The 26265-nt window shown below is 69.3% G+C and carries 21 protein-coding genes; 9 read left to right on the forward strand and 12 right to left on the reverse strand.

Features of this window, described 5'->3' with window-relative positions:
• Positions 1-92: 92 nt before the first annotated feature.
• Positions 93-305, forward strand: coding sequence for a hypothetical protein (locus AC6JA9_RS36930; protein WP_267699368.1), 213 nt, complete (start codon positions 93-95; stop codon positions 303-305).
• Between the two features lie 137 nt (positions 306-442).
• Here AC6JA9_RS36930 and AC6JA9_RS36935 read toward each other — a convergent pair whose 3' ends face one another.
• The 8 genes from AC6JA9_RS36935 to AC6JA9_RS36970 all read right to left on the reverse strand — a co-directional run bounded on the left by AC6JA9_RS36935 (position 443) and on the right by AC6JA9_RS36970 (position 9471).
• A complete protein-coding gene (locus AC6JA9_RS36935; protein WP_408889069.1) occupies positions 443-1018 on the reverse strand; it encodes an RNA polymerase sigma factor in 576 nt (191 codons plus the stop codon).
• Between the two features lie 7 nt (positions 1019-1025).
• Positions 1026-2072 carry a Rieske 2Fe-2S domain-containing protein gene (locus AC6JA9_RS36940; RefSeq protein WP_223747020.1) on the reverse strand — a complete coding sequence of 349 codons (1047 nt, stop codon included), beginning with the start codon at positions 2070-2072 and terminating at the stop codon, positions 1026-1028.
• 23 nt (positions 2073-2095) lie between these two features.
• Positions 2096-2740, reverse strand: a complete 645-nt coding sequence (locus AC6JA9_RS36945; protein ID WP_408889068.1) for an HAD family hydrolase — start codon at positions 2738-2740, stop codon at positions 2096-2098.
• A 145-nt stretch (positions 2741-2885) separates the two neighbouring features.
• On the reverse strand, positions 2886-5219 hold the full coding sequence (locus AC6JA9_RS36950) for a Kelch repeat-containing protein (RefSeq protein WP_408889067.1): 2334 nt from the start codon (positions 5217-5219) through the stop codon (positions 2886-2888).
• Between the two features lie 303 nt (positions 5220-5522).
• On the reverse strand, positions 5523-6728 hold the full coding sequence (locus tag AC6JA9_RS36955; protein ID WP_223747017.1) for an RICIN domain-containing protein: 1206 nt from the start codon (positions 6726-6728) through the stop codon (positions 5523-5525).
• 64 nt (positions 6729-6792) lie between these two features.
• Positions 6793-7434 (reverse strand): M23 family metallopeptidase, encoded by a 642-nt coding sequence (locus tag AC6JA9_RS36960; RefSeq protein ID WP_141332012.1) that lies wholly within the window; start codon positions 7432-7434, stop codon positions 6793-6795.
• Positions 7431-8297 carry a TolB family protein gene (locus tag AC6JA9_RS36965; protein ID WP_497958560.1) on the reverse strand — a complete coding sequence of 289 codons (867 nt, stop codon included), beginning with the start codon at positions 8295-8297 and terminating at the stop codon, positions 7431-7433. Before AC6JA9_RS36965 ends, AC6JA9_RS36960 begins: the two co-directional genes overlap by 4 nt.
• A gap of 187 nt (positions 8298-8484) precedes the next feature.
• Positions 8485-9471 (reverse strand): RNA ligase family protein, encoded by a 987-nt coding sequence (locus AC6JA9_RS36970; protein ID WP_408889065.1) that lies wholly within the window; start codon positions 9469-9471, stop codon positions 8485-8487.
• Positions 9472-9574: 103 nt separating this feature from the next.
• Here AC6JA9_RS36970 and AC6JA9_RS36975 point away from each other — a divergent pair, with 103 nt between their 5' ends.
• From AC6JA9_RS36975 to AC6JA9_RS36990, 4 genes are all read left to right on the forward strand, one after another.
• The gene (locus AC6JA9_RS36975; protein ID WP_408889064.1) at positions 9575-10471 is read left to right on the forward strand and encodes a DUF6310 domain-containing protein; all 897 of its coding nucleotides are present in this window, start codon (positions 9575-9577) and stop codon (positions 10469-10471) included.
• Positions 10468-11223 carry a DUF5953 family protein gene (locus AC6JA9_RS36980; protein ID WP_223747012.1) on the forward strand — a complete coding sequence of 252 codons (756 nt, stop codon included), beginning with the start codon at positions 10468-10470 and terminating at the stop codon, positions 11221-11223. The genes AC6JA9_RS36975 and AC6JA9_RS36980 overlap by 4 nt, the downstream gene beginning before the upstream one ends.
• A 187-nt stretch (positions 11224-11410) precedes the next feature.
• Positions 11411-12604 (forward strand): LLM class flavin-dependent oxidoreductase, encoded by a 1194-nt coding sequence (locus tag AC6JA9_RS36985; RefSeq protein ID WP_267699362.1) that lies wholly within the window; start codon positions 11411-11413, stop codon positions 12602-12604.
• 321 nt (positions 12605-12925) lie between these two features.
• Positions 12926-14134 carry a right-handed parallel beta-helix repeat-containing protein gene (locus AC6JA9_RS36990; RefSeq protein WP_483578796.1) on the forward strand — a complete coding sequence of 403 codons (1209 nt, stop codon included), beginning with the start codon at positions 12926-12928 and terminating at the stop codon, positions 14132-14134.
• A 335-nt stretch (positions 14135-14469) separates the two neighbouring features.
• On the opposite strand, the gene AC6JA9_RS36995 is transcribed toward AC6JA9_RS36990, so the two are convergent.
• Both AC6JA9_RS36995 and AC6JA9_RS37000 read right to left on the reverse strand, forming a co-directional pair.
• Entirely contained in the window at positions 14470-15213 is a 744-nt protein-coding gene (locus AC6JA9_RS36995) for a hypothetical protein (RefSeq protein ID WP_223747009.1), read from the reverse strand.
• A gap of 27 nt (positions 15214-15240) precedes the next feature.
• Positions 15241-18432 (reverse strand): TonB-dependent receptor, encoded by a 3192-nt coding sequence (locus AC6JA9_RS37000; RefSeq protein ID WP_255652914.1) that lies wholly within the window; start codon positions 18430-18432, stop codon positions 15241-15243.
• Positions 18433-18673: 241 nt separating this feature from the next.
• Between AC6JA9_RS37000 and AC6JA9_RS37005 the strand changes: the two genes are divergently transcribed.
• Positions 18674-19591 (forward strand): DUF547 domain-containing protein, encoded by a 918-nt coding sequence (locus AC6JA9_RS37005; RefSeq protein ID WP_497958561.1) that lies wholly within the window; start codon positions 18674-18676, stop codon positions 19589-19591.
• Between the two features lie 3 nt (positions 19592-19594).
• On the opposite strand, the gene AC6JA9_RS37010 is transcribed toward AC6JA9_RS37005, so the two are convergent.
• Positions 19595-22447, reverse strand: a complete 2853-nt coding sequence (locus AC6JA9_RS37010) for a cation-translocating P-type ATPase (protein ID WP_483578798.1) — start codon at positions 22445-22447, stop codon at positions 19595-19597.
• A gap of 183 nt (positions 22448-22630) precedes the next feature.
• Here AC6JA9_RS37010 and AC6JA9_RS37015 point away from each other — a divergent pair, with 183 nt between their 5' ends.
• The 3 genes from AC6JA9_RS37015 to AC6JA9_RS37025 are packed head-to-tail and all read left to right on the forward strand — an operon-like array spanning position 22631 to position 25378.
• Positions 22631-23794 carry a HEAT repeat domain-containing protein gene (locus AC6JA9_RS37015; RefSeq protein WP_223782647.1) on the forward strand — a complete coding sequence of 388 codons (1164 nt, stop codon included), beginning with the start codon at positions 22631-22633 and terminating at the stop codon, positions 23792-23794.
• 11 nt (positions 23795-23805) lie between these two features.
• Positions 23806-24777, forward strand: coding sequence for a HEAT repeat domain-containing protein (locus AC6JA9_RS37020; protein ID WP_497958562.1), 972 nt, complete (start codon positions 23806-23808; stop codon positions 24775-24777).
• 52 nt (positions 24778-24829) lie between these two features.
• Positions 24830-25378 (forward strand): M23 family metallopeptidase, encoded by a 549-nt coding sequence (locus AC6JA9_RS37025; RefSeq protein ID WP_223782648.1) that lies wholly within the window; start codon positions 24830-24832, stop codon positions 25376-25378.
• 63 nt (positions 25379-25441) lie between these two features.
• Here the strand turns inward: AC6JA9_RS37025 and AC6JA9_RS37030 are convergent, their stop codons facing one another.
• Positions 25442-26251 (reverse strand): helix-turn-helix domain-containing protein, encoded by an 810-nt coding sequence (locus AC6JA9_RS37030; protein WP_473568598.1) that lies wholly within the window; start codon positions 26249-26251, stop codon positions 25442-25444.
• Between the last annotated feature and the right edge of the window lie 14 nt (positions 26252-26265).

Below are 26265 nucleotides of genomic sequence, written 5' to 3' on the forward strand. Positions count from 1 at the left end.
CCGGGGCGGGTGGGCGGGGCTCTTGTGGGAGCCCACCACCGGCCCCACCCTCGGAGAGAAGTCGAAGCACCCTTTTCACCGAGGAGGTCAACATGGCGGAAGGAACGTGGGGCAACTGTAAGGGTTGTCGCTACTTCGCCAGCGACAAGCCCAACCCCAGTGACAACGAGACGCAGCGCTGCATGCAGGCGAGTCTGCGGAAGTTCGACCTGAAGGTCTCCGGCGCGAGCGGTTGCAACGCGTACGAGGCCCGGGTCGGGGTTGGCTCGCAGCCGCAACAGGAACCCGCTCAACCGGCGCACTGACGCCCGTCCAGCGGGAATCCGTCGAGCCTTCGTGGAGCACATGACTCCACGAAGCAAGACGGCCCTCGGGAATCCCCACCGCGTCGAGCCCTCGCGCCTTGCGTGCGCGGATGCAGGCACCGCGGCTCCACCCCACCTCAGGATGAAGGCGCGTCACCCACGCGGGGACGGTCCGGCTCGCAGACGCAGTCCACGCAGCCGTGGGTGCAGCACGTCCCGCACAGCTCGATGAGCCTGCGGCCCAGGGCCTGCCGGGCGCGGTGCAGGCGCACGGCGGCGTTGTTGGCGGTGAGCCCCTCTTCCCCCGCGAAGGTGGAGACGGGCGTGCCCTCCAGGTCCACGCGGCGGATGGCCTGGGCGTACTCGGGCTTGAGGGTGTCGGCGAGCCCCGCCACGCACGCGCACACGGTGGACTCGAGCGCGGCGGTGTCCTCGGTGGAGCGAGGCACCTCGGCCTCCTCGAGGGCCAGGGCCTGGGACTCGCGCCGCGCGCGGCGGTGGCGGTCCACCAGCACGTTGCGCAGGAGGCGGTAGAACCAGGCCACCGCGCTCTCCTCGTCGCGCAGGGCCTCGCCCTTCTCCAGGCCCTTCACCAGGGCGAGTTGGAGGACCTCCTCGGCCTCCTCGGGGCTGCCGACACGCGGGGCCAGGAAGGCGAGGAAGCGCCTTCGCTGGGCCACGAGGGTTTCGAGGACGCGTTCATCCAGGCTCATGCGCCCTTCAGCCTACCGCCTCGCGCGCGGGCACCTCGTCCTCGGTGACGGCGCGGGGTTGACGGAAATAGATGCGCTCCATCAGCCGGCGCTGGTGGACGAGCGGCTTGTCGTAGCGGTCCAGCCGCATGCCCTTGTGGCTGTAGGGCGTGTCCGCGACGGTGGGGATGAAGCGCGCGTCGTCGACGATCTCCCAGCGGGTGAGCTCGCGCGCCACCTTCGCCGCCACCGGCAGGAAGGGGGTGAGCCACGGGTGCACGCAGCGCAGGAAGGAGAAGACATGCAGGCGCGTGCGCCTGGCCGTCTCCGGCACGAAGAAGATGTTGGCGCGGGTGATGAACGGCCGCTTCTCCCCCGTGGGCGACACCCAGCTCACGACGTACTCGCTCTGCACGGGGTCGAAGCGCGTCAGCCAGTCATTGTGGAAGAAGTCGCCGTCGCGCACGCCGAGCAGCTTCATCAGGAGCGCGGGGCGCTGGGGGGCGCGGTAATGGACCTCCGTGTGGTCGTCGTGGTTCTTCGCGTCGAACTCGACCTGGCCCGCGTGCGGGTCGTCCCAGCCCAGGCGGGTGTGCACGTAGGGCGTGTGCTCGTCCTCGCTGAAGTTGTCGAGCGAGACGTGCAGCGGCGCCTCGAAGGGCACCGAGAAGCTGCCGCCGAAGACGTAGCCGTCGTTCAGGGGCAGCTCGGGCAGGGCCGAGCGCGGCGTCTCCCGGTGGGCCAGCCACAGGTAGCCGTGGTGCTCCACGACCTGGAAGCTCTTCACGTCGCAGTGCTTGAGCTCGGGTTGGCTGGGATTGGAGCCCCGGCCCTGCGAGTCGAAGCGCCAGCCGTGGTACGGGCACTGGAGCCGGCCGTCCGGGCGCACCTTGCCCTTGGACAGGGGCGCGAAGCGGTGGGGACACGTGTCCGCGAGCGCCGCGGGGCTCCCCTTCTCGTCCCGGAACAGCGCGTAGGCGCGACCGGCCACCTCCACGCGCACGGGCTCTCGGCGAAGCGACTCGGAAGGGAGCACGGGGTGGAAGTGACGAAGGACGTCGGGCAGTGGCTCCATACTTTCCAAGTATAGCGGGCCACTCAGGACAGGGGAGGAAGGCGCTCCAGCAGTCTTTTCAGGTCTGGCTGGAGCTCATCCGGCGTTTCACGGGCGAGCTCCTCCACGGGGTGAGTGCCCCAGGTGACACCGTAGGTGCGCAGGCCGGCGGCCTTGCCGGCGCGGAGGTCCAGGGAGGTGTCCCCGACCATCCACAGGCCCTGCGTGCCGAGCGCGGCGAGGGCGCGGTGGAGGACGTCCGGCGCGGGCTTGTGGGGGAAGTCGTCGGTGCCCTGGACGTGGTGGAGGACGTCACCCAGGCCCATGGCGTCGACGAAGCGGCGGGCCATGGGGCTCTTCTTGGTGGTGGCGACGGCCAGCAGGTAGCCGCGCTCGCGCAGGGTGTGGAGGAGCTCGAGGACGCCGGGGTACGGGCGGGAGTTGCGGTGGAAGTTGAGCGGGTAGTGCTCGCGGTAGGAGGCGCACAGCGCGGGCACGTGCTGGGGCGCGAACTCCGCGTACATGATGTCGAGCGGCAGGCCGATGAGGGCGCGCACCTGGGCGTAGGTGGGAGCCTGGAGGCCATTCGCGGGGAAGGCGTACAGGAAGCTGTCGATGATGTCCGGCAGCGAGTCCACCAGCGTGCCGTCGAGGTCGAAGAGGATTCCACGGGAGTCAGCGCGGCTCATGCGCTCCTGCATACGTGGTTCGGGGGTTGGGGGCACGTGTTTGGAGCCGTGGGGGATGGGCACCCGAGCCTGTGAGCGCACAGGTGCCCGGAGAGGGACCGTCACCCTCGCGCCGTGTCACGCGAGGGTGGCGGGGTGATGCGGCCTACGGCGTGTAGAGGGCCGCGGTGTTGAGGAAGGTCGTACTCGAGGAGCCGAAGATGAAGCCGCCCTCCACGAGCACCTTGCCTGAGGACAACAGGATGGGGCGTCCCCCGCCGCGAGCGCCCGGCATGCTCACGGTGTAGCGGGTGGTCCCTGTCGCGGGGTCGAACAGCTCGCCCGTGGCGGAGATCGCGTCCGTCCCGCCCGTGTGCAGCAGTTGTCCGGAGGGCAGCATGAGCAGGAACGACCAGCTCCGGCCATGCATCCAGGAGCCGACGGTCCGCTGCAGGTTGAGTGCCGGGTCATACTCCAACAAGCTGGTGCCGCCGTGCAGCAGCACGCGCCCCGAGGGCAATAGGAAGGCGCGCGTCCAATTCGTTCCCGTCAGCCCCGTGGCGGGGGCCCACGTGTCGGTCGCCACGTCGTAGAGTTCGGCCACGCCGCCAGCGCCGGCCACCAGCACCTTGCCCGAGGGCAACTGGAGCGCGACGTGGCCCAGACGACTCGCGGCGCTCATGCTCGCCACGGGCGTCCAGGCGTTCGTCTCTGGGTCATAGAGTTCCGGGATGCGACCTCCACCGCTGGCCGAACTCGCCCCACCAATGACGAGCACCTTGCCGGATGCGAGCAGCGTCGCGGTGTGCATCTCCCGAGCGAACGTCATCGAGGGCCCTGCAGACCAGGTATTCGTCTGGGGGTCATACACATCCACCTCTTGCGTCTCACTCCCCGCGCTCACGGTCGTCACCCCGCCAATCGCCAGGACCTTGCCCGAAGGCAGCAACGTCAGCGTGTGGTTGATGCGCCCTCGGCGCATGTTACCTGCCGCGGTCCACGTCCCAGTGTCCGGCGAGTAGAGCTCGGCCGAGGCGAAGGTCGACGTGTTGCTGTAGCCTCCCGCCACCAGCACCTTGCCGGACGGCAGCAGGACCGACTCATGGCGGGCGCGTGCCACCTGCAAGCTCCCTGTCGCATCCCACTTCGCGGCGGAGCCACTGCCACAGTTCGTCCCGTTCACCACGCTCACGTTGAACGTGTGTGACGCGGAGAAGCCGCGAGCATTCGTGACGGTGGCCGTCACCGTCGGCGCGCTGCCCTGCGCGACACAGGCCGGCGCCGTCCATCGCACCTCGCTGGAGGTGAAGCCGCTCGTCGCCGTGCCCAGCGTGCCGACGCTCGCCGCCCAGCCGAAGCCGAGCGCCCCGCCATCTCCGTCCTCCGCCAGCACCCGCAGCGTCACCGACTCACCGCCCGCCACCGTGGTCGCGGACTGGTACGCCTGCACGATGCGCGGAGGGATGCTCGGACCGGTGCCAGGGCCCACGCAGATGCGCAGCGTGCCCTGCGTCCGTCCACCGTGCGCGTCCGACACGCTGACGTTGAGCGCGCAGTTGCCACACGGGTCACCGGCCGGCACGGCGCTCGGCGTGAAGGTCGCGGCGGCGGACGTCGCCTGCGTCCACGCACCCGCGCACGTCGTGGACCACTGGTAGCTCAGCGCATCCCCATCCGCGTCCACCGCGTCCACGGTGACAGTGGTCCCCTGCCCCACCGGCACCGGAGAACGGGTGACCGTGATTCCGCGCACCGTGGGTGCCATGTTGAAGGACACCGTCACGTTCGCGCTGCCCATCCCCGCCCCGCCATCCGTCGACAGCGTCCGCACGTCGATGCGCAGGCTCGTCGCCGCGCCACGCGAGTCCGTCACCGTGAGCGTCAGCGCGAACTCACCCGCCACCTGCGGCGCGGTCCACGTGGTGGTCGCCGTGCCCGTCGTGGTGAAGGAGCCACCGGTCGCGCTCCACGCGTACGAAATCGTGTCCTGGGTGTCCTTGTCGTGCGCCGTGGCGCGAAGGACGATGCTCCCACCCGGCATCACCACGCTCGCCGACGCGATGAGCGAGTCGATGCACGGCACCGTGTTCTCGAACGGGGTACCACTGGAGAGCGACTGGAGCGTGATCGCCACCACCGCTGTCTCGCCCGCGACGATGGTGACGCCCTCCGCCACGCCGCGATAGCGCAGCGCGCCCTGTGAATCGAACGCCTCCGCCGTGAAGGTCCGCGCGCTGCCCACGGGCACCTGGTGGAACGTGCCGCGCCACGCCCCGGCCTCCTGCGTCAACACCACCGTCGACGCGGGCACGCCCGTGGCCGTCAGCGTCACCGTGACGCGGGTGACGTCCTCTCCCGCGAGCGCGTCGGACACCGCGCTCATGAACTCCACGGAGCCCGTCTGCTCCTGCTCAACGGAGGAGCCACAGCCCCAGACGGTGAACACCATCGCGATGACCCAACACAACTGACTCCAGCGCTGCCTGGCTTGCATCCTCATTCGGGCGTTCCTTTCCAGCACGAGCAGGAAACGGCCTCGCCCTCCGACGAAGGAGGTGGATGCAAGGTGAGCGGAGGGTCGCGGGCCGTGGGGAAACGCTCACACGCGCCTTGAGGGAACCAGCGCGTGCGAGCCCGCGAAGTAGACCATTCCCTCGCGCCCGGGAAACACCCTCACTTCAAACAAACAATGGATGTCAGCCCAGACCCTCGCGTGACAGGGACGGACCCATGGGAGCGGACGGCCTCGCCCTGGAGTCGCCTTGACCCGAACGAGTGGCCAGCACGCCCATCGGGGCGTCGCTCACAGCGCCTCTTTCACGGGCCACTCGGAGGTCACCTTCCACAACTGTGCCGAGTCATTGCAGGTCGTCTTGGAGAGGACGGAGATGTTGTTCTCCTTGCTGTCATTGAGGATGCCCAGGGACTGCGCATCACCCTGCGCCTGGGTGGTCAGCCGATAGATGCCGTTGGGCTCCGGAATCAACTTCCACCGCTGCTCCGGAACATCCGCGGTCTTGACGAGCAGGGGGCGATTGTCGGCGGTGCTGGCAAGGGACAGGTCGGCCCCACGCCACTGGGTCGTCAACCGGTAGTAGCCGTTGGCCTCCGGCGTCACCTTCCACTTCTGACCCGTGAGCTCCGCCGACCTGGCGAGGATGGGCACGTTGTCGTCCTTGCCATCCCCGAGGATGTCCAGCGACATGCCCTCGCCCTGCCACAGGGTCGTCAGCCGGTAGTAGCAACGCGCATCGAAGTCGGCGGACGGAGGTGGCGTGGCGGGAGGCGTGGCCGTGGTCGTGGGCATCTGCCACATCCGCTCGAGCAGCATGAGCATGCCCGGGTCGTGACTGGCCAGCTCTTCACGCGTGAATGGGAAGTAGTCGTTGCGGCCGAAGAACGCCTCCGAGGTCTCCGAGAAGTACTCCCAGTCGTCGAGGATGGCATACGCACGCTCGAACGTGATGGGCTTGTCGGACGCACGCCGACGCTCCACGCATTCGTAGTTCTTGCTTGCCACCGCGCGCGCATAGGCGGCCCGGATGTCGGCGTGCTGGTGGAGCACCTGGTCGTAATAGGCGTGGGCGAGCTCGTGGAGCACGAAGAGCGGCATCCGCCTGGTTTCCTTCTCGAAGATGAGGACGTTCGAGAACTCGATGCCCTTCAGCATCGCCATGTTGCGACCGGGCTGGCCCAGCCAGACCCTGCCAGCATGGTACCGGGCCGCATCCGGCGCGTCGGGATAGGGCGGCGACAGCCACAGCGTCACCTTGCGGAGCTGCGCCACGGGCCCCGCGGGGATGAGCCGGACGACCTCCTTGAGCTGCGCCCCCAGGAGCACCAGGGCCTTGTCCGTCAGGGGCTTGTTCGCCGCTGACAGCAGGCGGTCATCGATGCGAACCGTCCAGCCCTCGATGGCCCGGGTCCGGTAGCTGGGAGCGGGGCTTGCCGCGGAGGCGACGCAGGCGAACGTCAGGGCAACCAGGAGGAGCCATCTTGGAGAGTGCACGCCTCATCCTACGCCAGGCGTGGCGGGCAATCCCAACCCACCACGCCGGCGATGGAAGCGTGAGCTACTGACAGGCGATTCCCGGCAGGCCCCGGTACGCGCCCTGTGAGGTCCAACGCGTGTATGGAGTGCCGCAGGAACCCGCATACGGGTCATCCGTGCCGTAGCCCGGCACCCAGTATTCGAAGTGCAGGTGCGGCCCCGTGGAGGCCCCGGACGAGCCCACCCGCGCAATCCAGTAGGCGCAGTCGAGCGACGTGCCCCGGGCGAACTGCTGCGTATAGGCCTTCAGGTGCCAGTACCAGGTCTGGGTGTTATCCGGGTGCCGCATGATGATGTAGTTGGCCGTGTAGAGGCCACAGGCGGCGTAGGGGTTGGACTGGTTCCAGTAGTTGCACCGGTCGTAATACCCATCCACGTTGGACTCGATGTAGCCCCGCGCGGCATTCATCGCCCAGACGCCGTAGTCCATCTTGCTGAACCCGCCGACCAGCGCGTAGTCCGTGCCCGTGTGGCCGCTGTAGCGCACACCCCCACAGGCGTAGTCCCGACCGCCGTAATCCTTGTACGCGCTCACGGTACAGCCGCCGTTGCCGCACTGGTCCGCGAGCTGCGACGCGGGGAAGCGGAACATCGTCTGCGCGGAGGCCAGGGCTGGAAGGACACACAGCGCCAGCATGAGCAGTTGCCGAATCGCGCGACTCATTTCTCACCGCCCAGGTCCGCGGAGGCCTCGCCCGTCCGCACGTTCAGCTTCCAGAACTCGCCGCCACCCGCGTTGTAGCGGAGCACGTCGTCGCTCAACCACGTCATGTGATGACTGGAGACGGGCGGTGGCACGAAGCCCTTGGGCGGGCCGCCATACAGCATCGTGCTGTCCATCCCGAGGTTGGTGAGCTGCCTGGGCGCCGCGCCGTCCACGTCCGTCACGTAGAACGATGCGACGGTGGTGCGGCCGGAGACGAAGACCACGGTCCGTCCATCCGGAGAGATGCTGGGCGTCGCGTCCACGCCGGGCCCATCCGCCAGCACCTTCACGCGGCCCTTCAGGTCGATGAGGCCCACGGAGGTCTCGTGCTTGCGCCCACGGGACATCGCCAGTGTGGCCACCAGGGCGTCGCCCTTCGCCGTGGGGAACAGGTCCCCGCCCACGCCTTGCGCCAGCAGACGCTCGCGGCCGTTGGCGTCGCGCAGGTGCAGATTGCCCTCGCCATCCAGCAGCGCCACCTCGGGGCCTACCGTGCGGGCCTCGCGGTACTTGAACTCACGGCCCACCACGCGCACCGCGCCCGTGGTTTCGTCATACTGGACGATGGCCAGCAGCGGCAGCTCGTCCGTGCCCAGGGCGTCGGCGGGAATCTCCGCGACGACGCCGGCCAGCACTCCCTTGCCCTGCCCGAAGAGGTGGACGAACCGGGCCTTGGGTCCGAACTCCTTCGCGACGGCGGGGACGAGGTGCTCACGCGCCTTCGTCACGCGGCGCAGGTCCGTCGGATTCATGCGGTCCGCCGCGGCGGCGCTGGTCGCAGCCAGCGTCAGCACGGTGAGTGCCAGGAATTGTCTTCTCATGTCGCTCCAGGGGTGAGGGGAAACCCATTCGGTGATGTGTGACGAATGGGTTTTCCTGCCGCTCAGGAACGAGTTGCCTGGAAATCAATAATTACTTGCCCACGCAAAATTGAAGACTGTGTGTATTCACGGCGACAGAAGAAAATGGGAGGCCGATTGAAGATGGCGGGATGCTGTCCATTTGTCGTCACACACCGTGAGGCACCAGCGCAGCTTGGATGAGCACACGGGCTCGCTCGCGAATCCGAGACGAGAGGAGTTCCTCCGCCGCGACATCGAGCGAGCGATAGGCAAGCGGGAACGCCAGCTCCAGGTCCACGCGCACGTCGAGGACCACTTCGTCGAGCAGGGCGTCGACGTGGTCGCGTCCACACTTGGAGATGGCGCTGGCGATTCGCGCGGGGTTGACCAATCTCAAGGACCAGTCCACGAGCGTCTCCACAGAGAGGGGCTGGTGCGGACTCCACGCCTCGCTCTCGTCGAAGCGGCCCTCGCTGAACTCGTCGATCTTCCGTTTGACGGAGGCACGCGCGCTCGGGGAGACGCGCAGTTCGCTCTTGATGACCAGCCCCTCCGCCACGTTGTCGGCGAGCGTCGGCAACCCCAACAGGCCGGGGACCCGCGTCGGAAACCGGGTGGGGACGCTGTCCATGTCGCCGCGGGTTCCCCTGCGAAGCACGGGAGGCGTCATGAGCCCCGCGTCCCTCGCCGCGGCCTCCAGCTCCGGGTGGGCCAGCAAGACGCCCTCGTCTTCATCATCTCGCGCGAGCAGGACGTCGAACGGAGACCAGCGAAGGTCTGGCGCATACCAGATGCCCGTCTGCACGGCGGACAGGCCCGGCACGGGTGGCACCTGGGGATGCGGATAGTGCCCGCCGAAGAGCTCTCCGTAGAAGTACAACGTGCTGGTGGCCGCCCCCAGCGCCTGGGCCATCTGCTCGGCGGCGTGGCCCAGCTGTGCTCGGACGAGCTGCCATCCGAAGAAGGACTCCTCCTCGGTCAGCCACGCCTTGCGTTTGCCGAACCACGCCTGTCCCTCACGCACGGCGATGACGAGCTGCGCGCCATGGACCTTCTCCAGTGCGATCCACGGGCCGCCGGGACTGGGGACCGACTTCGGCTCGCCCGCCGCGGGCATCTTCGCGTAGGTCCGGAAGGGAGGTGGCTGCGCCATGCGCGGGAGAATGCCTGAAGTGGCCGCGCGGCGCTGTCCCCGCTCGGACGCGGTTGGCCCTTCTTGACCCGCGACAGCCCGGCCTGATTGAACGGACGTGACCATGCGACTCCGCGCCTGCGCCGCACTTCTGCTGCTACTCTCGGCCTGCGCGACGACAGAGTCGAACACACGAGGCTCAGCGGCCCAAGACTCCAGGGTCGCCAACCTCCAGAGAGCGGCGACTCTGCCGTGGGTGGATGACGGGCGCTGTGTGGTGCGGGAGGCCTCCAACGAATGGGCCGTGCTGGTGGAGCGGTGCTTCCATTCGCTCGACCATGACCGGCTCGAGTTTCGTGATGTCACGGGACGATGCTCGGTCGCCTCCGCGGGAGCCGCCGCACTTGGCTTGGGCGTCTGCGTTCTGATTGCGCCCGAAATCATCGTCGGGGCCGTGATTGTCGCAGGTGCGGTCGTGGTGGCAGCCGCCATCAGCGAGGAGTTGGCTGCGTATCGGCGGGCATCCCGTGCGAGCGCGCGGCCAGAGGTCCAGACGCAGCCCATCAAGAAGCCTGCGGCAGACCGAAAGCCCAAGCCATCAGGGCAGGACTGGTTTCCTCCAGGACCGACCGAGCCAGTGGCGAGTGAGCGCCGCCCGGACTGCAAGCCCGTCCCGGTGCCGCACGCGGGCGAGGATGCCGCCCATGACGAGTGCGCCGATAGGTTTCCGCCCAACCGATATCCTGGAATGGACGTGCTGGTGGGTGGCAAGCGCTTCGATGCGCTTCAAGTCGGTGCGCGTGTCCTATGGGAAATCAAGACCTACCAGTTCGACACGTACAGTGACTTCCTCCGGGAACGGGTCATCGAAGACCAGATAAGAGAGTTCAAGGATGCGCGGAGTATCGCACGGACTTGTGGCTATGACTTCGTCATTGGCGTCAGCACCGTTACGCACAAAGCTGAACTGAAGATGGCAGACGACACCTTTGACATTGTCGTGACGGGGTGCACGCGATGAGCACTCGAAACCGCCTCATTCTGAACCTCTATGCATCTGCGCTCAGTGAGAACGATGGCCGTCCGCTCGCTGCCGTCCACGGCTTGGAGCGGGCGTTCCCCGGCCTGAGCATGACGTGGCAGGTTTCAAATAAAGGTCAGCTCATCGCGATACCCAAGCGCGACGCATGGCTCGCCGAGGCAGCCGCACGCGGAGAGTTTCCTCTTGTTTGCAACGGGGACGAGCGCTACCCGGTGACGGTTGTAGGGCGGCAACAACTCGCCAGTGAGAGTCCAGGAGGCCAGCCCCAGCTTCAGGTTCATGCGAAGCTACCGCAGGACACGGTCGCTCTCGCGGCAGCTGCGGATGTGTTGGAGCAAGTGGCAGAGGGCATCCGGGCGCTGTGGGGCCTCGTGGCACCGGGGGCCATCATGGAGGTCATCGCGGACCAGACCGGCCCGAAGAGATACGGCCCCAGCAAGCCGCCACTCGGACTGCCCGCGTTGAAGATGCCATGGGACATCCATTCACCTGAGACGCCACGTCACCTCGGGTGGCTGAACTATTGGTCCTCCGCCGCCGCACAGGCCATCGGGTTCCCGGACCCCGCCCGTGACGCGGAGCTGCTCTCACGGGCTCGACGCACGGCGACAGGGGGCTGGGTCGTACAGCTCACGGAGGCGCCGCTCGACCTGGACGACCCCGCTCATCTGGACGCGCTCCAGCGCGCCTATGCGCGCTTCCCGGAAATCGGTGGCCGCGCGGCGTCTTGACTCCTCGGCTCCGGGTGCCCGCACGTCCATCACGAGGAACCGGCGCTTGCGGGCCCCTCCGCCGAAACAAACAATGGATGTCAACCCAGGCCCTCCCCCTGACAAGGATTGGGCCAGGGGAACGGATTGCTTCACCCACGGTGCTACAGTCTTCCGCAACCCGAGGTCTACAGGGGGAGGACCCGACATGAGACTCGACATCTTCTCGGAGATGCAGCACCCGAAGGAGCGGTGGACTGGCGCGGACCACGAGCATCAAATCATCCGTGAGACGCTGGAGCAGGCTCGGCTCGCGGACGAGATGGGCTACGGCGTCTGGTGGCAGGTGGAGCACCACACCGCGGTGGAGTTCAGCTACAGCTCCGCACCCGAGGTCATGCTCACCGCCATCGCGATGGGCACCCAGAACATCCATGTGGGCCACTCGGCGGCGCTCGCGCCCGCGCGCTTCAACCACCCCATCCGCATCGCCGAGCGCTCCGCGTTCCTCGACCACCTGAGCGGCGGCCGCTTCCAGCTCGGCATGGCCCGCAGCACCATCCCCGAGTGGCGCGTCTTCAACATCGAGCCCGACGCCACCCGCTCGCAGATGCAGCAGGCCTTCCAGATGATTCCGAAGCTGTGGACCCAGGAGAAGTTCTCCTGGGACTCACCGGACTTCCGCGTCAAGGACATCAACGTCATCCCCAAGCCCTTCCGCAAGCCGCACCCGCCGCTGTGGCAGGCGTGCTCCAGCCCCGCGTCCTTCGAGCAGGCCGGACGCAACGGCGTCGGCGCGCTCGGCGTGACGCTGTGGGCCTCCCCCGAAGAAGTCGCGGAGATGATCCACCTCTACCGCGAAGCGCTGCGGACCCGCTGTGAGCCCGTCGGCGACTTCGTGAACGACCAGGTGGCCTTCTTCACCTTCGTGCACTGCGCTGACACCGAGCGCGAGGCGATGCAGAACGGCGCCGCGAAGGCCGCCGCCTGGTACACCAGCGGCTCCTTCACGTTCTTCGAGGCCAAGGACCACTTCGTCAAATCCGCCGCGGAGCTGGAGGCGCTCGCCAAGGACCCCGCTGGCGGCGGGCTCACGGGCCAGTACCTGCGACGCAAGGACCCCAACGCACCCCAGTCCCAGGCCCAGCGCATCCTCGGCCGCATCATGTCCGGCGAGGCCGTGCCCGATGAGCAGGTCTGGGAGGTGCTGAGCGCCCAGGACTCGCTCATCGTCGGGACGAAGGACCAGGTGCGCCAGGGCCTCAAGCGCTACGAGGCCCTGGGCATCGACGCGCTGATGTCCTTCCACCAGGTGGGCGCCCTCACCCACGAGGCTGTGCTCAAGAGCATCCGCCTCACCGGCGAGCTCATCCCCGAGTTCAAGACGCCCGCGCCTCCCTGAGCCCCCTGGCGGAGGGCTCCGAGGACCGTTCGTCGCTCCTGGAGTCCTCCGTCCCGGCGCCTCGCTCGCCAGGGCGCACAACTCCCACCTCGCCCCGCTTCCCCAGGGCGCCATCGTGCGCACCTTGGGGACGGTCTCGTGCGGAAGGGGATGGGGATGAGGGTCGGCCAGCGAACACTGGGATGGGGCCTTGCCTGCGCCATGTGGGCCACGACGCCCGCATGGGCGGCAGAGCCCCCGAGTGCCCGGGAGCAGGGCAGCCAGGAGAGCGTCGCGAAGGCCTCCTCCCCGCGTCCCCGCCGCTTCACCCGCGAGTGGTACGTGAGCCCCTCGGGCAACGACATGGCCGCGGGGACGAAGCGCGCCCCGTTCCGGACCATCGGCCGCGCGGTGCGCAACGCGGGTCCCGGCGAGGTCATCCGCGTCCAGGCAGGTGAGTACGCCGAGGGCGTCTTCATCGATGGCCCCGCCGTGAAGGCCGGCAAGCCGAACGCGCCCATCACGCTGCTGGGCGAGGGCAAGCCCCGCATCATTCCGACGGCGCGTGGCGGCACGCTGGTGCAGGTGCGAAAGCCCCACTGGGTCATCGAGGGCTTCGAGATCGACGTGCGCGGGCAGCCGCGCTTCGCCGTCCTCTTCGAGGGCGACACCACCGGCGCGGTGCTCACCGGCTGCCACATCCACCACGGCACGCTGGGCGCCGGCGTCGCGACGCACGGTGGCGCGCGCGACGTGCTCATCGAGAACAACCACATCCACGATTTCCGCCGGGCGCCCAAGGGCGACTCGCACGGCGTGGTCATCCAGGCCACGTCGCGGAACATCACCGTGCGCGGCAATGACATCCACGGGAACTCGGGCGACTCGGTGCAGTGCCTGCTGCCGGACCGCAAGGGTCAGGCGCCCGCGCGCAACGTGGTCATCGAGGGCAACCAACTCCACGACAACGACGAGAACGCCGTGGACATCAAGACGTGCCACGACGTCGTCATCCGTGACAACACGATGTACGGCTTCCGCAAGTCTCCCACGTCGGCGGGCGAGGCCGTCGTCGTCCACTTCTCCGCGCGGAACGTGCGCATCGAGGGCAACCGCATCTCCGACGCGGGACGCGGCATCGCGGTGGGCGGCTCGCGCGAGGGGAACCAGCCCAGCCCCGCCAACGTCGTGGTGCGCGGCAACACCATCAAGGGCATCACCCAGAGCGGCGGCAGCGACGGCGCGGGCATCCGCGTGGAGAACTCGCGCGACGTGACGGTGGTGGGCAACACCATCTCCGACACGGAGGGCTTCGGGATGATGCTCGGGCTGGGCTCCAACGGCGCGCCCAGCGAGAACCTCACCGTGCGCGGCAACTCCATCCAGGGTCGGCACCTGGTGCGACTGGGCAAGCACCGCCCCGGCCTGAAGATGGACGGCAACCAGTACGCCGCCGAGGGCACCTTCAAGGCCGACCCCGAGGAGACCCGCAGCCTCGCGCAGTGGCGCCGCGTGTCGGGCGTGGACCAGAAGTCCACCCCACTCCAGTAGGAGCAGGGGGAAGTCCCACCCGTTCGACTGTCCCGAGCGAGCCTGGACTCGGCGAGACCGAGCCCGGCATCTCTCGCCTGAAGGCCGCTCACCGGCGCGCCCCTTCCGCTTGCAGCGACGTACAGCGCAGGAAGGGACTCGGCCCTCGGGGCGTCTTCTCGCGGAGAGGCTCTTGCAGCTCGCGCCAACGCACGGAGCAGGACGGACTCGACGCACGCGGCGTCAGCTCGCCTGACACTCACTCACCAGCGCCCCTTCCGCGCAGGCCGCCGCGCAAGGAGCCACGCCCCCTCCCCGCTTCAATCCACAGAAGCGGGAAGGGGCTCGACGCTCGCTCAGGGCGTCTCGTCGGACGGCACTTCCCCCGTGAGCACGCAGATGAGCGCGACGGGGTCACACTTCACCGGGAACACGGGATTGATACCCGAGCCACGCAGGCGGCCCGCCTCGAAGTCCGGGTACGGGTCGCACTTCACGTCGTCCGGCTTGCCCGCGGTGGCGCAGCTCACCACCGGCCAGATGCCCTTGGCCTGATACGTCGCCGTGCACCCGTTCTCCGAGTAGCGCAGGTCCGCCTTGAACTGCGTCCCCGGAATGCCCGGCGTGTTGTAGATGCGCAGGTTGGACCACTCGTACGCGAAGCTCTGCGCGGGCAGCGTGTCCGTCGCCGGCACCTCCAGACGCGTCGTCGACAACTGCGGCACGTCGCAGAAATTGTCCGCCCCCGGCCCCTCGCTGGCCAACGGCCCCACCGAGTACGGCGTGTGCGACGCATCCAGGTCCGGCCGGTCCTTGAAGTCCACCAGCAGCTTCCCCATCCGCGCGCTGCGCAGCGCCACCGTGTCCGGCGCCTTGGGGTCCTGGCTGAAGTACTTCTGCATCCCCACCGCCTCCGGCGCCAACCGCGCGCACTGCAGGTCGGGGTTCTGTCCCGGCAGCAGCGTGTACACCGTGGCGAACGAGCCGATGGAACCATCCGTCACGGCCCGGGCCACCACACACTGCGCCTCCGGGTCCTCCACCCCACAGCCCGCGAGCACCAGCGCCGCCAGCGCGCTCCATCCCATTCCACGAATCATTGGCAGATGTCCTTTCATGGCGAGCGCCTAGAAGGTCAGCTTCGCGCCCAGCCGCACGGAGCGCGGCGCCTGGTAGGCCGTGGGACGCTTGAAGTTGGGGTTGATGTCCGCGGGGACGATGGGCAGGTTCGTCGCCGTCGAGATGACCTTGCAGTCCGGGTTGTTGGCGACGAGGCACGCCGACAGGTCCGCGGGCTTGCCCCCCTGCTCGATGGCGTAGACCCGCGTATTCGTCAGCGTCTGGTCCACCGCCGTGTACTGCTGGAAGTTGAAGACGTTGAACACGTCCAGCGACATGCTCAGCACGTAGTCGCCACTCAGCTTCTGGTTCACGCTCACGCGGGTATCGATGTTGTGCACCCACGGCAGCCGACCCGCGCTGCCTCGCGGCAGGATGAACGTCTCCGAGCCGCTGCGCCGAGGATGCGCGCCCAGGTAGTTGAGCGGCGTGCCCGAGCGGCTCCGATAGCCACCACCCACGTTCAGGCTCGTCGTGCGCGTCAGGTTGAACTCCCGCGCACCGAACGCCTTGAACGAGTGCGTGCGGTCCCCGGGCAGCGGACCGTCGCGGTTGGTGGTCAGCGACACCAGGTCGAAGTCGCGCGTGAGGTTGGGCGACAACTGGCCGGTGTCCGCGCGGAACAGACCCGAGTAGTTGCCGCGCAGCTTGGACCACGTGTAGCTGGCCTGGGCCAGCCAGCCGTCGGTGAACGCCTTCTGGTAGTACAGGTTCACCGCGTCGTAGTGGCGCTTCGCCTCGGGGAAGTCCGTCGAGAACCCCTTGCCCGGGTTGCCCAGGAAGAAGGTGTTGCCGTCATCGCGGCTCATGTCCTCGATGACGTCGTTGAGCACGCGCCGCGTGTACGTCAGGCCGAAGCGGCCGAGCAGCACCTCGTACTCACCACCCACCATGATTTCGTCCGCGGACTGCGCGCGGATGTTCGGGTCCACCGGCACGCGGTCTCCACCCTGCGCGTCCCAGCGCTGGTTCGGCCCCTCCCGGCTGCCGATGGTCTGACGGTTGCCCGGCGCCATGCAGCCCGTGAGCCGTGACTCCCGGTCGCTCGGCATGCAGTTCTCCGCACCGTACGTGGCGGACAGGAGCTGCTGCTGCGGGAAGGACAGGTCCGCCAAATCCAACGGCACGTTCTCGAAGAAGCGCGCGAAGTTGACGAACAGCTTCGAGCGGCCCTGCTGGGTGAAGTCGTAGATGAGCCCCACGCGCGGCGACCACTGGTTGGGCAGGTGCAGGCCCACCTTGTCGTCCAGCCCCCGGATGGTCTGCACGTCGTAGCGCAGGCCCGCGTTGAGCGTCACCTTGTCCAGGATGGACCAACTGTCCTGGATGAAGCCGCCCATCGTCACCGACGTGGACGTGCCCTCCTTGCTCGCCAGGAACACCGGCTGGTCCGGCCCCTCGAGATAGCCGTACTGGTTGAGCGTGAAGAAGCAGCGGCCGTTGGCGCACTCCTGCCAGGGGGCGCCGCCCGTGCGCGCGCGGTGGTTGTAGAAGCTCATCCGCTCCGCGTCGAAGCCCGCCTTGATGATGTGGTGGCCGAGTGCCTGGACCAGGAGGGTGCCCATCACCTTGCCCTGGAAGCGGTCCAGTTCCTGCTCGCTGATGGTGCCAGGCCCCCCGGTGGAGTAGGTCCTGACGGGACAGTAGAGCCGCTGTTCCTCCGGCGTGGTGCCACAGACAGACGGGTCCGGCAGCGTCTCGAAGTCGGTGATGGAGCGCGGGCCGGGATTGCTCGTACGGCGCCAGGAGACGTTCGGCTCCGCGGCCAGGCCCGTGGGGGACAAGAGGCCCGAGCCATCCGACGGCAGGATGCTGTCCGCCTGGTGGTGCCAACCGGCCGTCGCGTCGACCAGGAGCGTCTTGCCGAAGAAGGACGAGGACTGCTTGGCGACGATGTCCATCACGCCGTTGCTGCGCCGCGTGGCGATGGATTCGTAGGACCCCTGCACGAAGCCGGTGCAGGCAAGGCCCGTGCACACCTCCGGGTCACCGTCATCGCTATAGGAGAACTTGCCCGCGCCTCCCGAGGAGCGCGGCGTGCCGAACACCGACACCGACAAGTTGTGGTCCGGATTGAAGAGGTACGTCAGCTTGGTCATGTACTGGAGCGAGCGCTCGTCCGCGAAGCGCGTGGTGCGAGTGCCCTCGATGGGCGTCACCAGCCCGAAGCCCGTCTCCGGGTCCTTGTCGCGATCGTTCGGTCCGCCGCAGCTCGGATTGTCGGGACCACAGTACTCCAGCCGGCTGAGCTGCCGGTCCACGCGGATGCGATTGAACGACGGCGCCACGCCCGCGTAGAACCAGAGCCTGTCCTTGAGGATGGGGCCGCCGAAATCGAAGCCGAAGTCGCCCTGGTTCCAGGGCTGGCCTTGCGCGGAGATGACGGAGCCCTCCTGTCGCACCCAGGGGCCGTCGCGTTGCAGCGCCCCCGGCGCCATGTTCGCGAACACCGAGCCGTGGAACTCGTTGGAGCCCGACTTGGTGACGACGTTGAGCACGCCGCCCGTGGAGCGGCCGTACTCGGGCATGTAGCCGCCGGTGATGACGTTGACCTCCTGGACGAACTCCACCGACAGCGGCGTGCCCAGCGTGCCCACGCCCGGGTCGTTCACCGACAGGCCATCCACCACGTACTGGCTCTCCGGGGAGCTGCTGCCGCTGACGCTCACGCCGTAGCGGTCCTCCACCGCGCCCGGCGCCAGCTCCGCCAGCGACTCGAACGAGCGCGACGCGGAGCCCTTGCTGCCCGGCCGGATGACGGCCACGTTGCGCAGGAAGTCCGCGTCCACGCTCATGCCCTGCGTGCTCGAGCCCACGTCCAGCGTGGGCGCCGCGCTGATGGAGATCTCCTCGCCGAACGCCGAGGGCAACAACTGGATGTTCACCCGGATGGTGCGGTCCAGCCGCAGCACGATGTCCGGACGCACGAAGGGCTCGAAGCCCTCGCGCTCCACGCGCAGCGTGTACGTGCCCGGCGGCAGCTGCGGGATGCGATACAGGCCGCTCGCATCCGAGACCACCACCCGCTCACCCTGCAGCTTCGGCGAGGTGGCCGTCACCACCGCGTCCCCCAGCGCCTTCTTGTCCTCCGCGCTGGTGATGGTGCCGGTGATGACCGAGACGCCTTGAGCGAACGCTCCGGCGCCACAGAGCAGGACCGCGAGACACACCCCGCGGGCGAGACCCACACGTATGGACAAAGCTGACTCCCTCCCTTTGATTCCGGAGGGCACTCTGTCTCAAGACGCGAGAAAGCAACAATCCCCAATTAAACAGTAGGCACGCCGGGGTGCGTCACCGGGCTGGGCGGGGACGGGCCCATCCGGAGCCCGCGTGGGGCTGGAGGGCGGCCACCGTCCTCGGCACGACAGGGGCCGCTGCCTCGCCCGCGGCCTGGGCGACGGAGCGGCGGACGGACGCGGGACGGCGCGGCACTGGTCTATGCTGCGCGCTCCCGTGGACGCTCCCCTGCCCTCCCGCCGCCGCCTCCTGGTGCCCGCCGTGGTGTTCGCCGTCGCGAGCATGCTGGTCGCCCTGGCCGCGCTGTATGTGCAGGGCCTGCTGCCGGCCTCCGTCCCGTCCGCGTCGGAGCCCTTCCACTATCAGGGCTACGAGAAGGTGCTCCGGCACGTGCGCGCGGATGGGGATGTGGACTTCTCCTCCATCGGCCGCGAGCGCGCGGAGCTGGACCGGTTCGTCGAATCGCTGGCGTCGTTCTCGCCGCACAACCGTCCGGACGTCTTCCCGACGTCGGAGGACGCGCTGGCCTTCTGGCTCAATGCCTACCACGCGCTGGTGCTCCAGCAGGTGGTGGATGGGTATCCCTATCTGGAGAGCGTGCACGGGCCGCTGCTCGGGCGCTTCTATTGGGGGCGCTCGTGGCCGGTGGGCGGCAAGCGCATGACGCTGTGGTCGCTGCACCACCGCATCCTCGCCCGGGAGTACGCCGACCCGCGCATCCACCTGGCGCTGTTCCAGGCCACGCGCGGCGGGCCTCGCATGGACAGCACCCACTTCCAGCCCGAGTTCCTCGACGCGCAGCTCAACGAGGCCAGCCGCCGGTTCGTGGGCGACAAGCGCCACGTGCGCCTGGACCGCGACACGGTGTACCTGGCGAAGCTGTTCGAGACCTGGCGCGAGGACTTCCTCGCCGCGCTGCCCGAGGGGCGCCGGGGCAACGTGCTCCAGTTCGTCTGGGCGTTCCTGCCGGACACCTGCGAGGAGCGTCCCGGCTGCGACACGCGCGCGGACCTGGACCACGCCTGCGGGCCGAAGCTGGACCGCTGCCACATCGTGTACGAGCCGGAGGACCCCGCGCTCCCGGATGCGGCGGCGCGCGAGGTCCGCTCGGAGCGCTGACGCCTACGCGGGCAGCCGCTCGCGTCTGCCGGGCGGCGGCGTGTGGTCCTCGTCCCCCCGCTCCCGGGCGCGGGGCCGCTGCACGGGGCCACCGTCCTTGCGCCCTCGCAGCCACTTCTCCAGGCCGACGGCGGGCAGCACCACCGCGCCCACCAGCACGGACAGGCCGATGGCCTCCAGCGACAGGGGCGCCGTTCCGAAGATGCTCCGCATGAAGGGCACGTACATGAACGCGAGCTGCAGCAGCACCAGCGCGCCGATGCCCATGAACACCGTGGGGTTGCTGAACAGGCCCACCTTGCGCACCGAGCCCGTGAGCGTGCGGCACATCACCATGTAGAAAATCTGGAAGCTGATGACGGTGTTCACCGCCATCGTCTGCGCCTCGGCCAGCGCCCGCGCGTGCCCCACCGCCGGCAGCTCGCGCGAGTACTCCCAGAGGAACAGGCCGATGGCCCCCGCCGCCATGAGCAGCGCGACCAGCCCCGTGCGCATCACCACGAAGTGGCTGAGCACCGGCGCGTCCGGACGGCGCGGCCTGCGGCGCATCACGTCCGACTCGCGCGCCTCGAACGCCAGCGGCAGCGCGAGCGACACCGTGGCCACCAGGTTGATCCACAACAGCTGCGTGGGCAGCATCGCCATCAGCGGCACCGCCCTCCCGCCGATGTCCTGGATGGGGAAGAACGCCACGCCGCACAGCAGGATGAGCGCGAGCCCCAGGTTGGTGGGCAGCACGAAGGCGAGCGACTTGATGAGGTTGTCGTAGACGCGCCGCCCCTCCTCCACCGCCGCCGCGATGGAGGCGAAGTTGTCATCCGTCAGGACGATGTCCGCCGCCTCCTTGGACACCGCCGTGCCGGTGATTCCCATCGCCACGCCGATGTTGGCCTGCTTGAGCGCGGGCGCGTCGTTCACCCCGTCGCCCGTCATCGCCACCACGTGCCTTCGGCCCTGGAGCGCGCGCACCAGGCGCAGCTTGTGCTCCGGCGCCACGCGCGCGAAGACGTTCGTGCTCTCGGCCACGTGCGCCAGCTGCGCGTCGTCCAGCGCCCCCAGCTTCGCGCCCGCGACGCCCGGCATCCCCGCCTCTTGAAGACCCAGCTTCGCGCCGATGGCCTCCGCCGTCGCCAGGTGGTCGCCCGTGATCATCTTCACGACGATGCCCGCCTCGTGACAGGCGCGCACCGCCTCGATGGCCTCCTCGCGCGGAGGGTCCATCATCCCCTGCAGGCCCAGGAGCTCCAGCCCACCCTCGACGTCTTCGAGCGCCAGGTCGTCCTTCGCCTCGGGCACCTGCCGCGACGCCACCGCGAGCACGCGCATGCCCCGCCGCGCCAGCCGCTCCACCTCCTCCAGCACCGCCTCGCGTGACACGGCGCCGTCCAGCTCGCAGCGCGCCAGGACGACCTCGGGCGCACCCTTGAGGAGCACCACGCGGCCCTCGCGGCCATCGTCGTGCAGCGTGGCCATGAACTGGTTCTCCGACTCGAACGGGATGGCGTCCACGCGGGTGAAGCGCGAGCGGGACTCCTCCACGCGCAGGCCCGCCTTCTCCGCCGCCACCACCAGCGCGCCCTCGGTCGGGTCGCCCGTCATGCGCCAGTTGCCATCACCGCCCTCCAGCGCCGCGTCGTTGCACAGCGCGCCCGCGAGCAGCAGCTCCTTCGCGTCGTCGGGCAGGAGCGACTCGCTGAGCGCCGGGCCGTCGCGGCGCAGCTCGCCCCGGGGCGCGTACCCCACGCCGGTGACGGTGTAGCGCCCCGTCGGCGTCCACAGGGCCTGCACCGTCATCTCGTTGCGCGTGAGCGTGCCCGTCTTGTCCGAGCAGATGACGGTGGTGCTGCCCAGCGTCTCCACCGCGGGCAGCTTGCGGATGACCGCACGCCGGGCCGCCATGCGCTGCACGCCGATGGCCAGGGCGATGGTGACGATGGCGGGCAGGCCCTCCGGAATCGCCGCCACCGCCAGGGTGATGGCCACCACCACCGCCTCGCTCATGTCATACCCGCGCCACAGCCCCACCCCGAGCAGCAGCACCGATACGACGAGGATGGCCACGGTGATGACCTTGGCGATGCTCGCGAGCGCCTTCGTCAGCGGCGTCTGCAAATCCGTCGCTTCGCTCAACATCTCCGAGATGCGCCCCAGCTCCGTGGCGCCTCCCGTCGCGATGACCACCGCCTGCCCCACGCCCGAGGTCACCAGCGTGCCGCCGAAGACGACGCTCGTCCTGTCCCCCAGCTCCGCGTCCTTGGCCACCACCGAGGGCTGCTTCGACGCCGGCACGGACTCGCCCGTGAGCGCGGCCTCCTCCACCTGGAGGTTGCGCGAGCCCACCAGCCGCATGTCCGCGGGCACCTTGTCCCCGGCGGCAATCTCCACCACATCCCCGGGCACCAGCTCCGCGGCGGGCACCGCGCGCTTGTGGCCCGCGCGCACCACCGTCGCGTTCTGCGGCACCATCCGGCTGAGCGCCTCGATGGCCTTGCCCGCGCGGAACTCCTGCACGAAGCCGATGAGCGTGTTGAGCACCACCACGGCGGCCACCACCAGCCCGTCCGTCACCTTGCCCATCACCACCGCCAGCACCGCCGACACGATGAGCACCCAGATGAACGGACTGTTCACCTGTCGCCACAACAGCTTCAGCGGCCCCTCGCCCTTCTGTCGCTCCAGGACGTTGGGCCCATGACGGGAGAGCCGCTCGCGCGCCTGCTCGTCCGTCAGCCCTGACGGTCCGCTCTCCAGCCGCTCGAAGGCCCGCTCGACCGGCAGGGCATGCCAGGGCACCGCTCCCGAAGCGGGCTCACGTGCGTCCTCGACGCCGGACGCGGCGGGTGGCGGCTCGCGCATTCGACTCCCCCAGTCAGCAACCAGCTCTCTCCCCTCAAGCTATGTCCGCCCCAGGCCCGCGCCCCACGCCCGCCCTCGCAGGAGGCAGGCGACGCGTCGCGGCCGTGACAAAGCCGTTGCCTGGCTCGCGATTTCCAAGTAATCAAGAATTAAAGGAATCACGAGCTTCTCGACTTCGTCCTGATGAACTCCAAAAAGTCCGGTGTGGTCCTGTTGGGGGTGGTGCTGGTGGCCTCGGTCGTCGCGCTGCTGACCCGAGGCCTGTCTGCCTCCTCGAATGAATCCGCCCCCGCCGCGAGCGCCGCGAGGCCGCCCACCTCCAGCGGCGTCATGGTGGGCACGCCCTCGGGGGTGCCGCCGGCCTCGGAGCCGACGCCCGCGGTGGAGCAGCTGCCGATGCCCGGGTGCTGGGATGGCCTGCGGGAGCTGGACAAGGCGACCTCGCTGGACGCGCTGCGCGCGGCGCTGGGGGTGGCGGTGGGGCACCGCGACAACCTGCTGGCGACCTACCTCCAGGAGCGCCTGACGGAGCTCGTGGGGCAGGACGCGGGGCGCGCGCTGCAGGTCATCGAGTGGGCGAAGCAGGCCAGCCCTCCGGAGCTGGGGCTCTACCTGGAGGCCGTGAAGGCGGCGCCAGCCGTGCACGACGCGAAGGTGTCGGCGGCGCTCCTGGGGATGGGCGAGGACAAGAGCCTGCCGACCCAGAACCGCTCGGCGGCGCTGGACGCCCTGGAGACCCAGCGGCGGCTGTCGCCCGGGGACCTGGCGCGGCTCAAGGCGGTGGCCCTGGACGAGACGGCGGACTCCACCGCGTGGGTGGCCACGCGCACGATGGGCCGGGTGATGAAGGAGGACTTCGAGCGCACGGGCACCCATGCGCCGTACTGGAAGGAGCTGCTCTCCATCGCCGGCACCTCGGACGACATGGCGGTGCGGTTGCTCGCGCTGGAGATGCCGTCGTACTCCGACCCGCTCATCGGCCCGGAGTCCTTCGACGAGCTGGAGCACATCCTCACCACGGACCGCGAGCGCGACGTGCGGGAGATGGCCGCCTTCCGGCTGGGCGTCACGCGCGAGCCCGAGCAGGCGCTGAAAATCTACGAGGCGGCGTTCGACAAGGAGCACGACGTCTGCGTGCGCTGGGCCATCTTCCGCTTCGCCGTGCGCGCCGCGGGAGAGGGAGCGCTGCCGATGCTGGCGCGGCTCGCCGCGAAGGACCCGCGCTTCCAGCGCGACTACACCGAGTTCCAGCAGCTGTACGCCTCCGGCACCGTGGACTTCGCCCGCATCTGGCTGGGCAAGGGCGAGCACCACGCGTGCCTCGTCGAGGAAGGAGCGCCGCACTGATGCATGCCCTCATGAACAGGCGATGGGGGCGCGGGCTCCTGGTGTCGTTCCTCCTGGGTGCGTGGCCCGCGAGCGCGGCCGCGCCGCTCTTGACGCCCGAGACTTGCTCGGTGGAGACGATGCTGCGCGACGTGCGCGCGGCGATGAAGGACGGCTCGCCCGCGCTGAAGCACTACGTGAAGGCGCGGCTGCGGGAGGCGGCGCTGGCCATGCCCGCCGGGGAGTTGCAGGCCGCGCTGGAGCGCGAGCACCAGCCGGAGGTGCTGGAGGCCCTGGGCGCGGCGCTGGCCACGAAGGCGAGCCACGCGGAGTCGCCCGGACTGGTGCAGCCGCTGCTGGCCCGGGCCGCGGGAGACGCGGACCCGGCGGCGCGCGCGGCGGCGGTGCGGGCCCTCAGGGCCACACCCTCCGTGGAGTTCATGGCGAAGAACGGCGGCGTGGTGACGTACGAGCAGCTGGTGCGCGACAGCTCCCCGGAGGTGCGCCAGGCGGTGGCCGACAACCTGCTGGCGGAGAGCGCACAGGTGTACTCGGGCCATGACCGCACGGTGTCGGAGACGACGGTGGCGGTGGCGTCGGCGGCCGAGGACCCCGCGGTGGCGGCGAGGCTCTTGGGCGAGGTGTCCATGGAGGCCGTGGGCCACGAGACGGTGGAGCGCGTCACCCGGCACCTGAAGGCCGAGTCCCCGGAGCTGCGCGCGGCGGCGGCGACGGCGCTGGGAGGCGCGCCGGGAGCGGAGTCAGCGGGGGCGCGGCGCGCGCTGGTGGAGGCCTTCCGCGGGGACCCGAATCCGGCGGTGCGCAAGGCGGCGCTCGAGGGCATCGCCCGGCTGGGCCAGGCCTCCGCGCGGCCCCTGCTGGAGTCGCTGCGCGGCGTGGACCCGCGCATGGACCCTGAAATCGACGCGTGGCTGTCCGCGCTGAAGCTCAACCTCCAGGAGTGGCACCTGCTGCTGCGCGAGAAGCAGCGGCTGAGGAGGTGACCCCTGCATCACCGGGCAGTGCCGCAGCGAAACAACCAGAGGAGGCAGTTCCATGAAGGCATTGAAGTGGATGTTGGCCACGGTGGCCTTGGCCGTGACGGGGTGGTCCACGAGCGCGTCGTCGGCGACGGCCGTCGGTCCCATCTGTGACACGGCCGCGCGCGTGGGCTCCACGACGTACTACTCGTGCTCGGGCAGCAGCCACAACGCGCTCGACATGAGCAATGGCACGTGCAGCGTGTGGAACCACCGCGGGATGATCAACGTCAGCCGCTACTACGCCTACTACGGCGGCTGTGCGAACAACTGCAGCGGCGGCACCAGCTGCAACGGCGGCGCGGGCAACTACTACGTCGTCACCGGCGGCAGCGGCTGGGACTTCCGCCAGCTCCACCTGAACTCCAACGTGTCCTCCGGCTCCAAGACGTGCGACCGCTGCGCGCTGGGCCTGGTGGGCTCCACGGGCAACTCCACCGGCGCGCACGTGCACGCGGACAACCGCCAGTACGGCACCCGCAAGACGGCCTGGTACACCAGCGTCGGCACCACGTGCGGCTCCAGTGCGTATTGCAGCAATCGCGTGGGTACGCCCACGCTGTAGTCGCAGTCCCCAAACCCGCGCCCCGCTCCGGTTTCCCTATGGCCGAGGCGGGGCGTCCTTGTTTCACGCGTCGGAGCGCCGCGGGGCCTCGGCGGCGGCCCGGCGCAGGGTTTCCCCCGTCGCCGCGTCCGCGGGGAAGAAGGACTCAATCGCCAGCTCCGCCAGGGTGACGTCCACCGGCGTGCCGAACACCGTCGTCGTGCCGATGAAGGCCAGCACGCCCCGGGGCGTCATGATGCGAAGCGGCACCACCACGCCCGCGGAGTCCGGCTCGGCCGCGTGGCTCGGCACCGGCCCCATCCCTCGCAGCTCGTCGAGCAGCGCCGCCAGCGTCGCGTCCGCGGTGGCCGACACCTGCCGCTGCAGCCTGGCCAGCACGTGCGCGCGCCACTGCTCCAGGTTGAGGATGCGCCGGCCCAGGCCGTCCGGGTGCAGGCTCAGGCGGAGCACGTTGATGGGCGGCTGGAGCAGCTCGCCGGGGATGCCCTCCAGGAGCACACCCACCGCGCGGTTGGCCGTGACGAGGTGCCAGTGCCGGTCCACCGCGAGCGCCGGGTACGGCTCGTGTCCAGAGAGCACCAGCTCCACCGCCTCGCGCGCCGCCGTCATGCGCGGCCCGTCCAGCTCGTTCTCCGAGTAGACGGGCGCGAAGCCCGCCGCCACGAGCAGCGTGTTGCGCTCGCGCAGCGGCACGTCCAGCTCCTCGGCCAGGTGCAGCAGCATGTCCCGGCTCGGCGTGGAGCGCCCCGTCTCCAGGAAGCTCACGTGGCGGGCGGACACCTCCGCGCGGCACGCCAGGTCCAACTGACTCAGGCTGCGGCGCTGACGCCACTCGCGCAGCAACTCTCCCACCGGACGGCTCGGCATCATCATGCCCCTGACCCTAG

The sequence above is a fragment of the Myxococcus sp. MH1 genome (assembly GCF_059738865.1).

Excerpts from the sequence above, each read along its gene's own strand:
- AC6JA9_RS37030 (WP_473568598.1), bottom strand. The coding sequence starts at position 26,251 with ATGATGATGCCGAGCCGTCCGGTGGGAGAGTTGCTGCGCGAGTGGCGT.
- AC6JA9_RS37025 (WP_223782648.1), top strand. The coding sequence starts at position 24,830 with ATGAAGGCATTGAAGTGGATGTTGGCCACGGTGGCCTTGGCCGTGACG.
- AC6JA9_RS37010 (WP_483578798.1), bottom strand. The coding sequence starts at position 22,447 with ATGCGCGAGCCGCCACCCGCCGCGTCCGGCGTCGAGGACGCACGTGAG.
- AC6JA9_RS36985 (WP_267699362.1), top strand. The coding sequence starts at position 11,411 with ATGAGACTCGACATCTTCTCGGAGATGCAGCACCCGAAGGAGCGGTGG.
- AC6JA9_RS36970 (WP_408889065.1), bottom strand. The coding sequence starts at position 9,471 with ATGGCGCAGCCACCTCCCTTCCGGACCTACGCGAAGATGCCCGCGGCG.
- AC6JA9_RS36960 (WP_141332012.1), bottom strand. The coding sequence starts at position 7,434 with ATGAGTCGCGCGATTCGGCAACTGCTCATGCTGGCGCTGTGTGTCCTT.
- AC6JA9_RS36975 (WP_408889064.1), top strand. The coding sequence starts at position 9,575 with ATGCGACTCCGCGCCTGCGCCGCACTTCTGCTGCTACTCTCGGCCTGC.
- AC6JA9_RS37020 (WP_497958562.1), top strand. The coding sequence starts at position 23,806 with ATGAACAGGCGATGGGGGCGCGGGCTCCTGGTGTCGTTCCTCCTGGGT.
- AC6JA9_RS36995 (WP_223747009.1), bottom strand. The coding sequence starts at position 15,213 with ATGATTCGTGGAATGGGATGGAGCGCGCTGGCGGCGCTGGTGCTCGCG.
- AC6JA9_RS36940 (WP_223747020.1), bottom strand. The coding sequence starts at position 2,072 with ATGGAGCCACTGCCCGACGTCCTTCGTCACTTCCACCCCGTGCTCCCT.
- AC6JA9_RS36950 (WP_408889067.1), bottom strand. The coding sequence starts at position 5,219 with ATGAGGATGCAAGCCAGGCAGCGCTGGAGTCAGTTGTGTTGGGTCATC.
- AC6JA9_RS36965 (WP_497958560.1), bottom strand. The coding sequence starts at position 8,297 with ATGAGAAGACAATTCCTGGCACTCACCGTGCTGACGCTGGCTGCGACC.
- AC6JA9_RS37005 (WP_497958561.1), top strand. The coding sequence starts at position 18,674 with ATGCTGCGCGCTCCCGTGGACGCTCCCCTGCCCTCCCGCCGCCGCCTC.
- AC6JA9_RS36945 (WP_408889068.1), bottom strand. The coding sequence starts at position 2,740 with ATGAGCCGCGCTGACTCCCGTGGAATCCTCTTCGACCTCGACGGCACG.
- AC6JA9_RS36930 (WP_267699368.1), top strand. The coding sequence starts at position 93 with ATGGCGGAAGGAACGTGGGGCAACTGTAAGGGTTGTCGCTACTTCGCC.
- AC6JA9_RS36935 (WP_408889069.1), bottom strand. The coding sequence starts at position 1,018 with ATGAGCCTGGATGAACGCGTCCTCGAAACCCTCGTGGCCCAGCGAAGG.
- AC6JA9_RS37015 (WP_223782647.1), top strand. The coding sequence starts at position 22,631 with ATGAACTCCAAAAAGTCCGGTGTGGTCCTGTTGGGGGTGGTGCTGGTG.
- AC6JA9_RS36980 (WP_223747012.1), top strand. The coding sequence starts at position 10,468 with ATGAGCACTCGAAACCGCCTCATTCTGAACCTCTATGCATCTGCGCTC.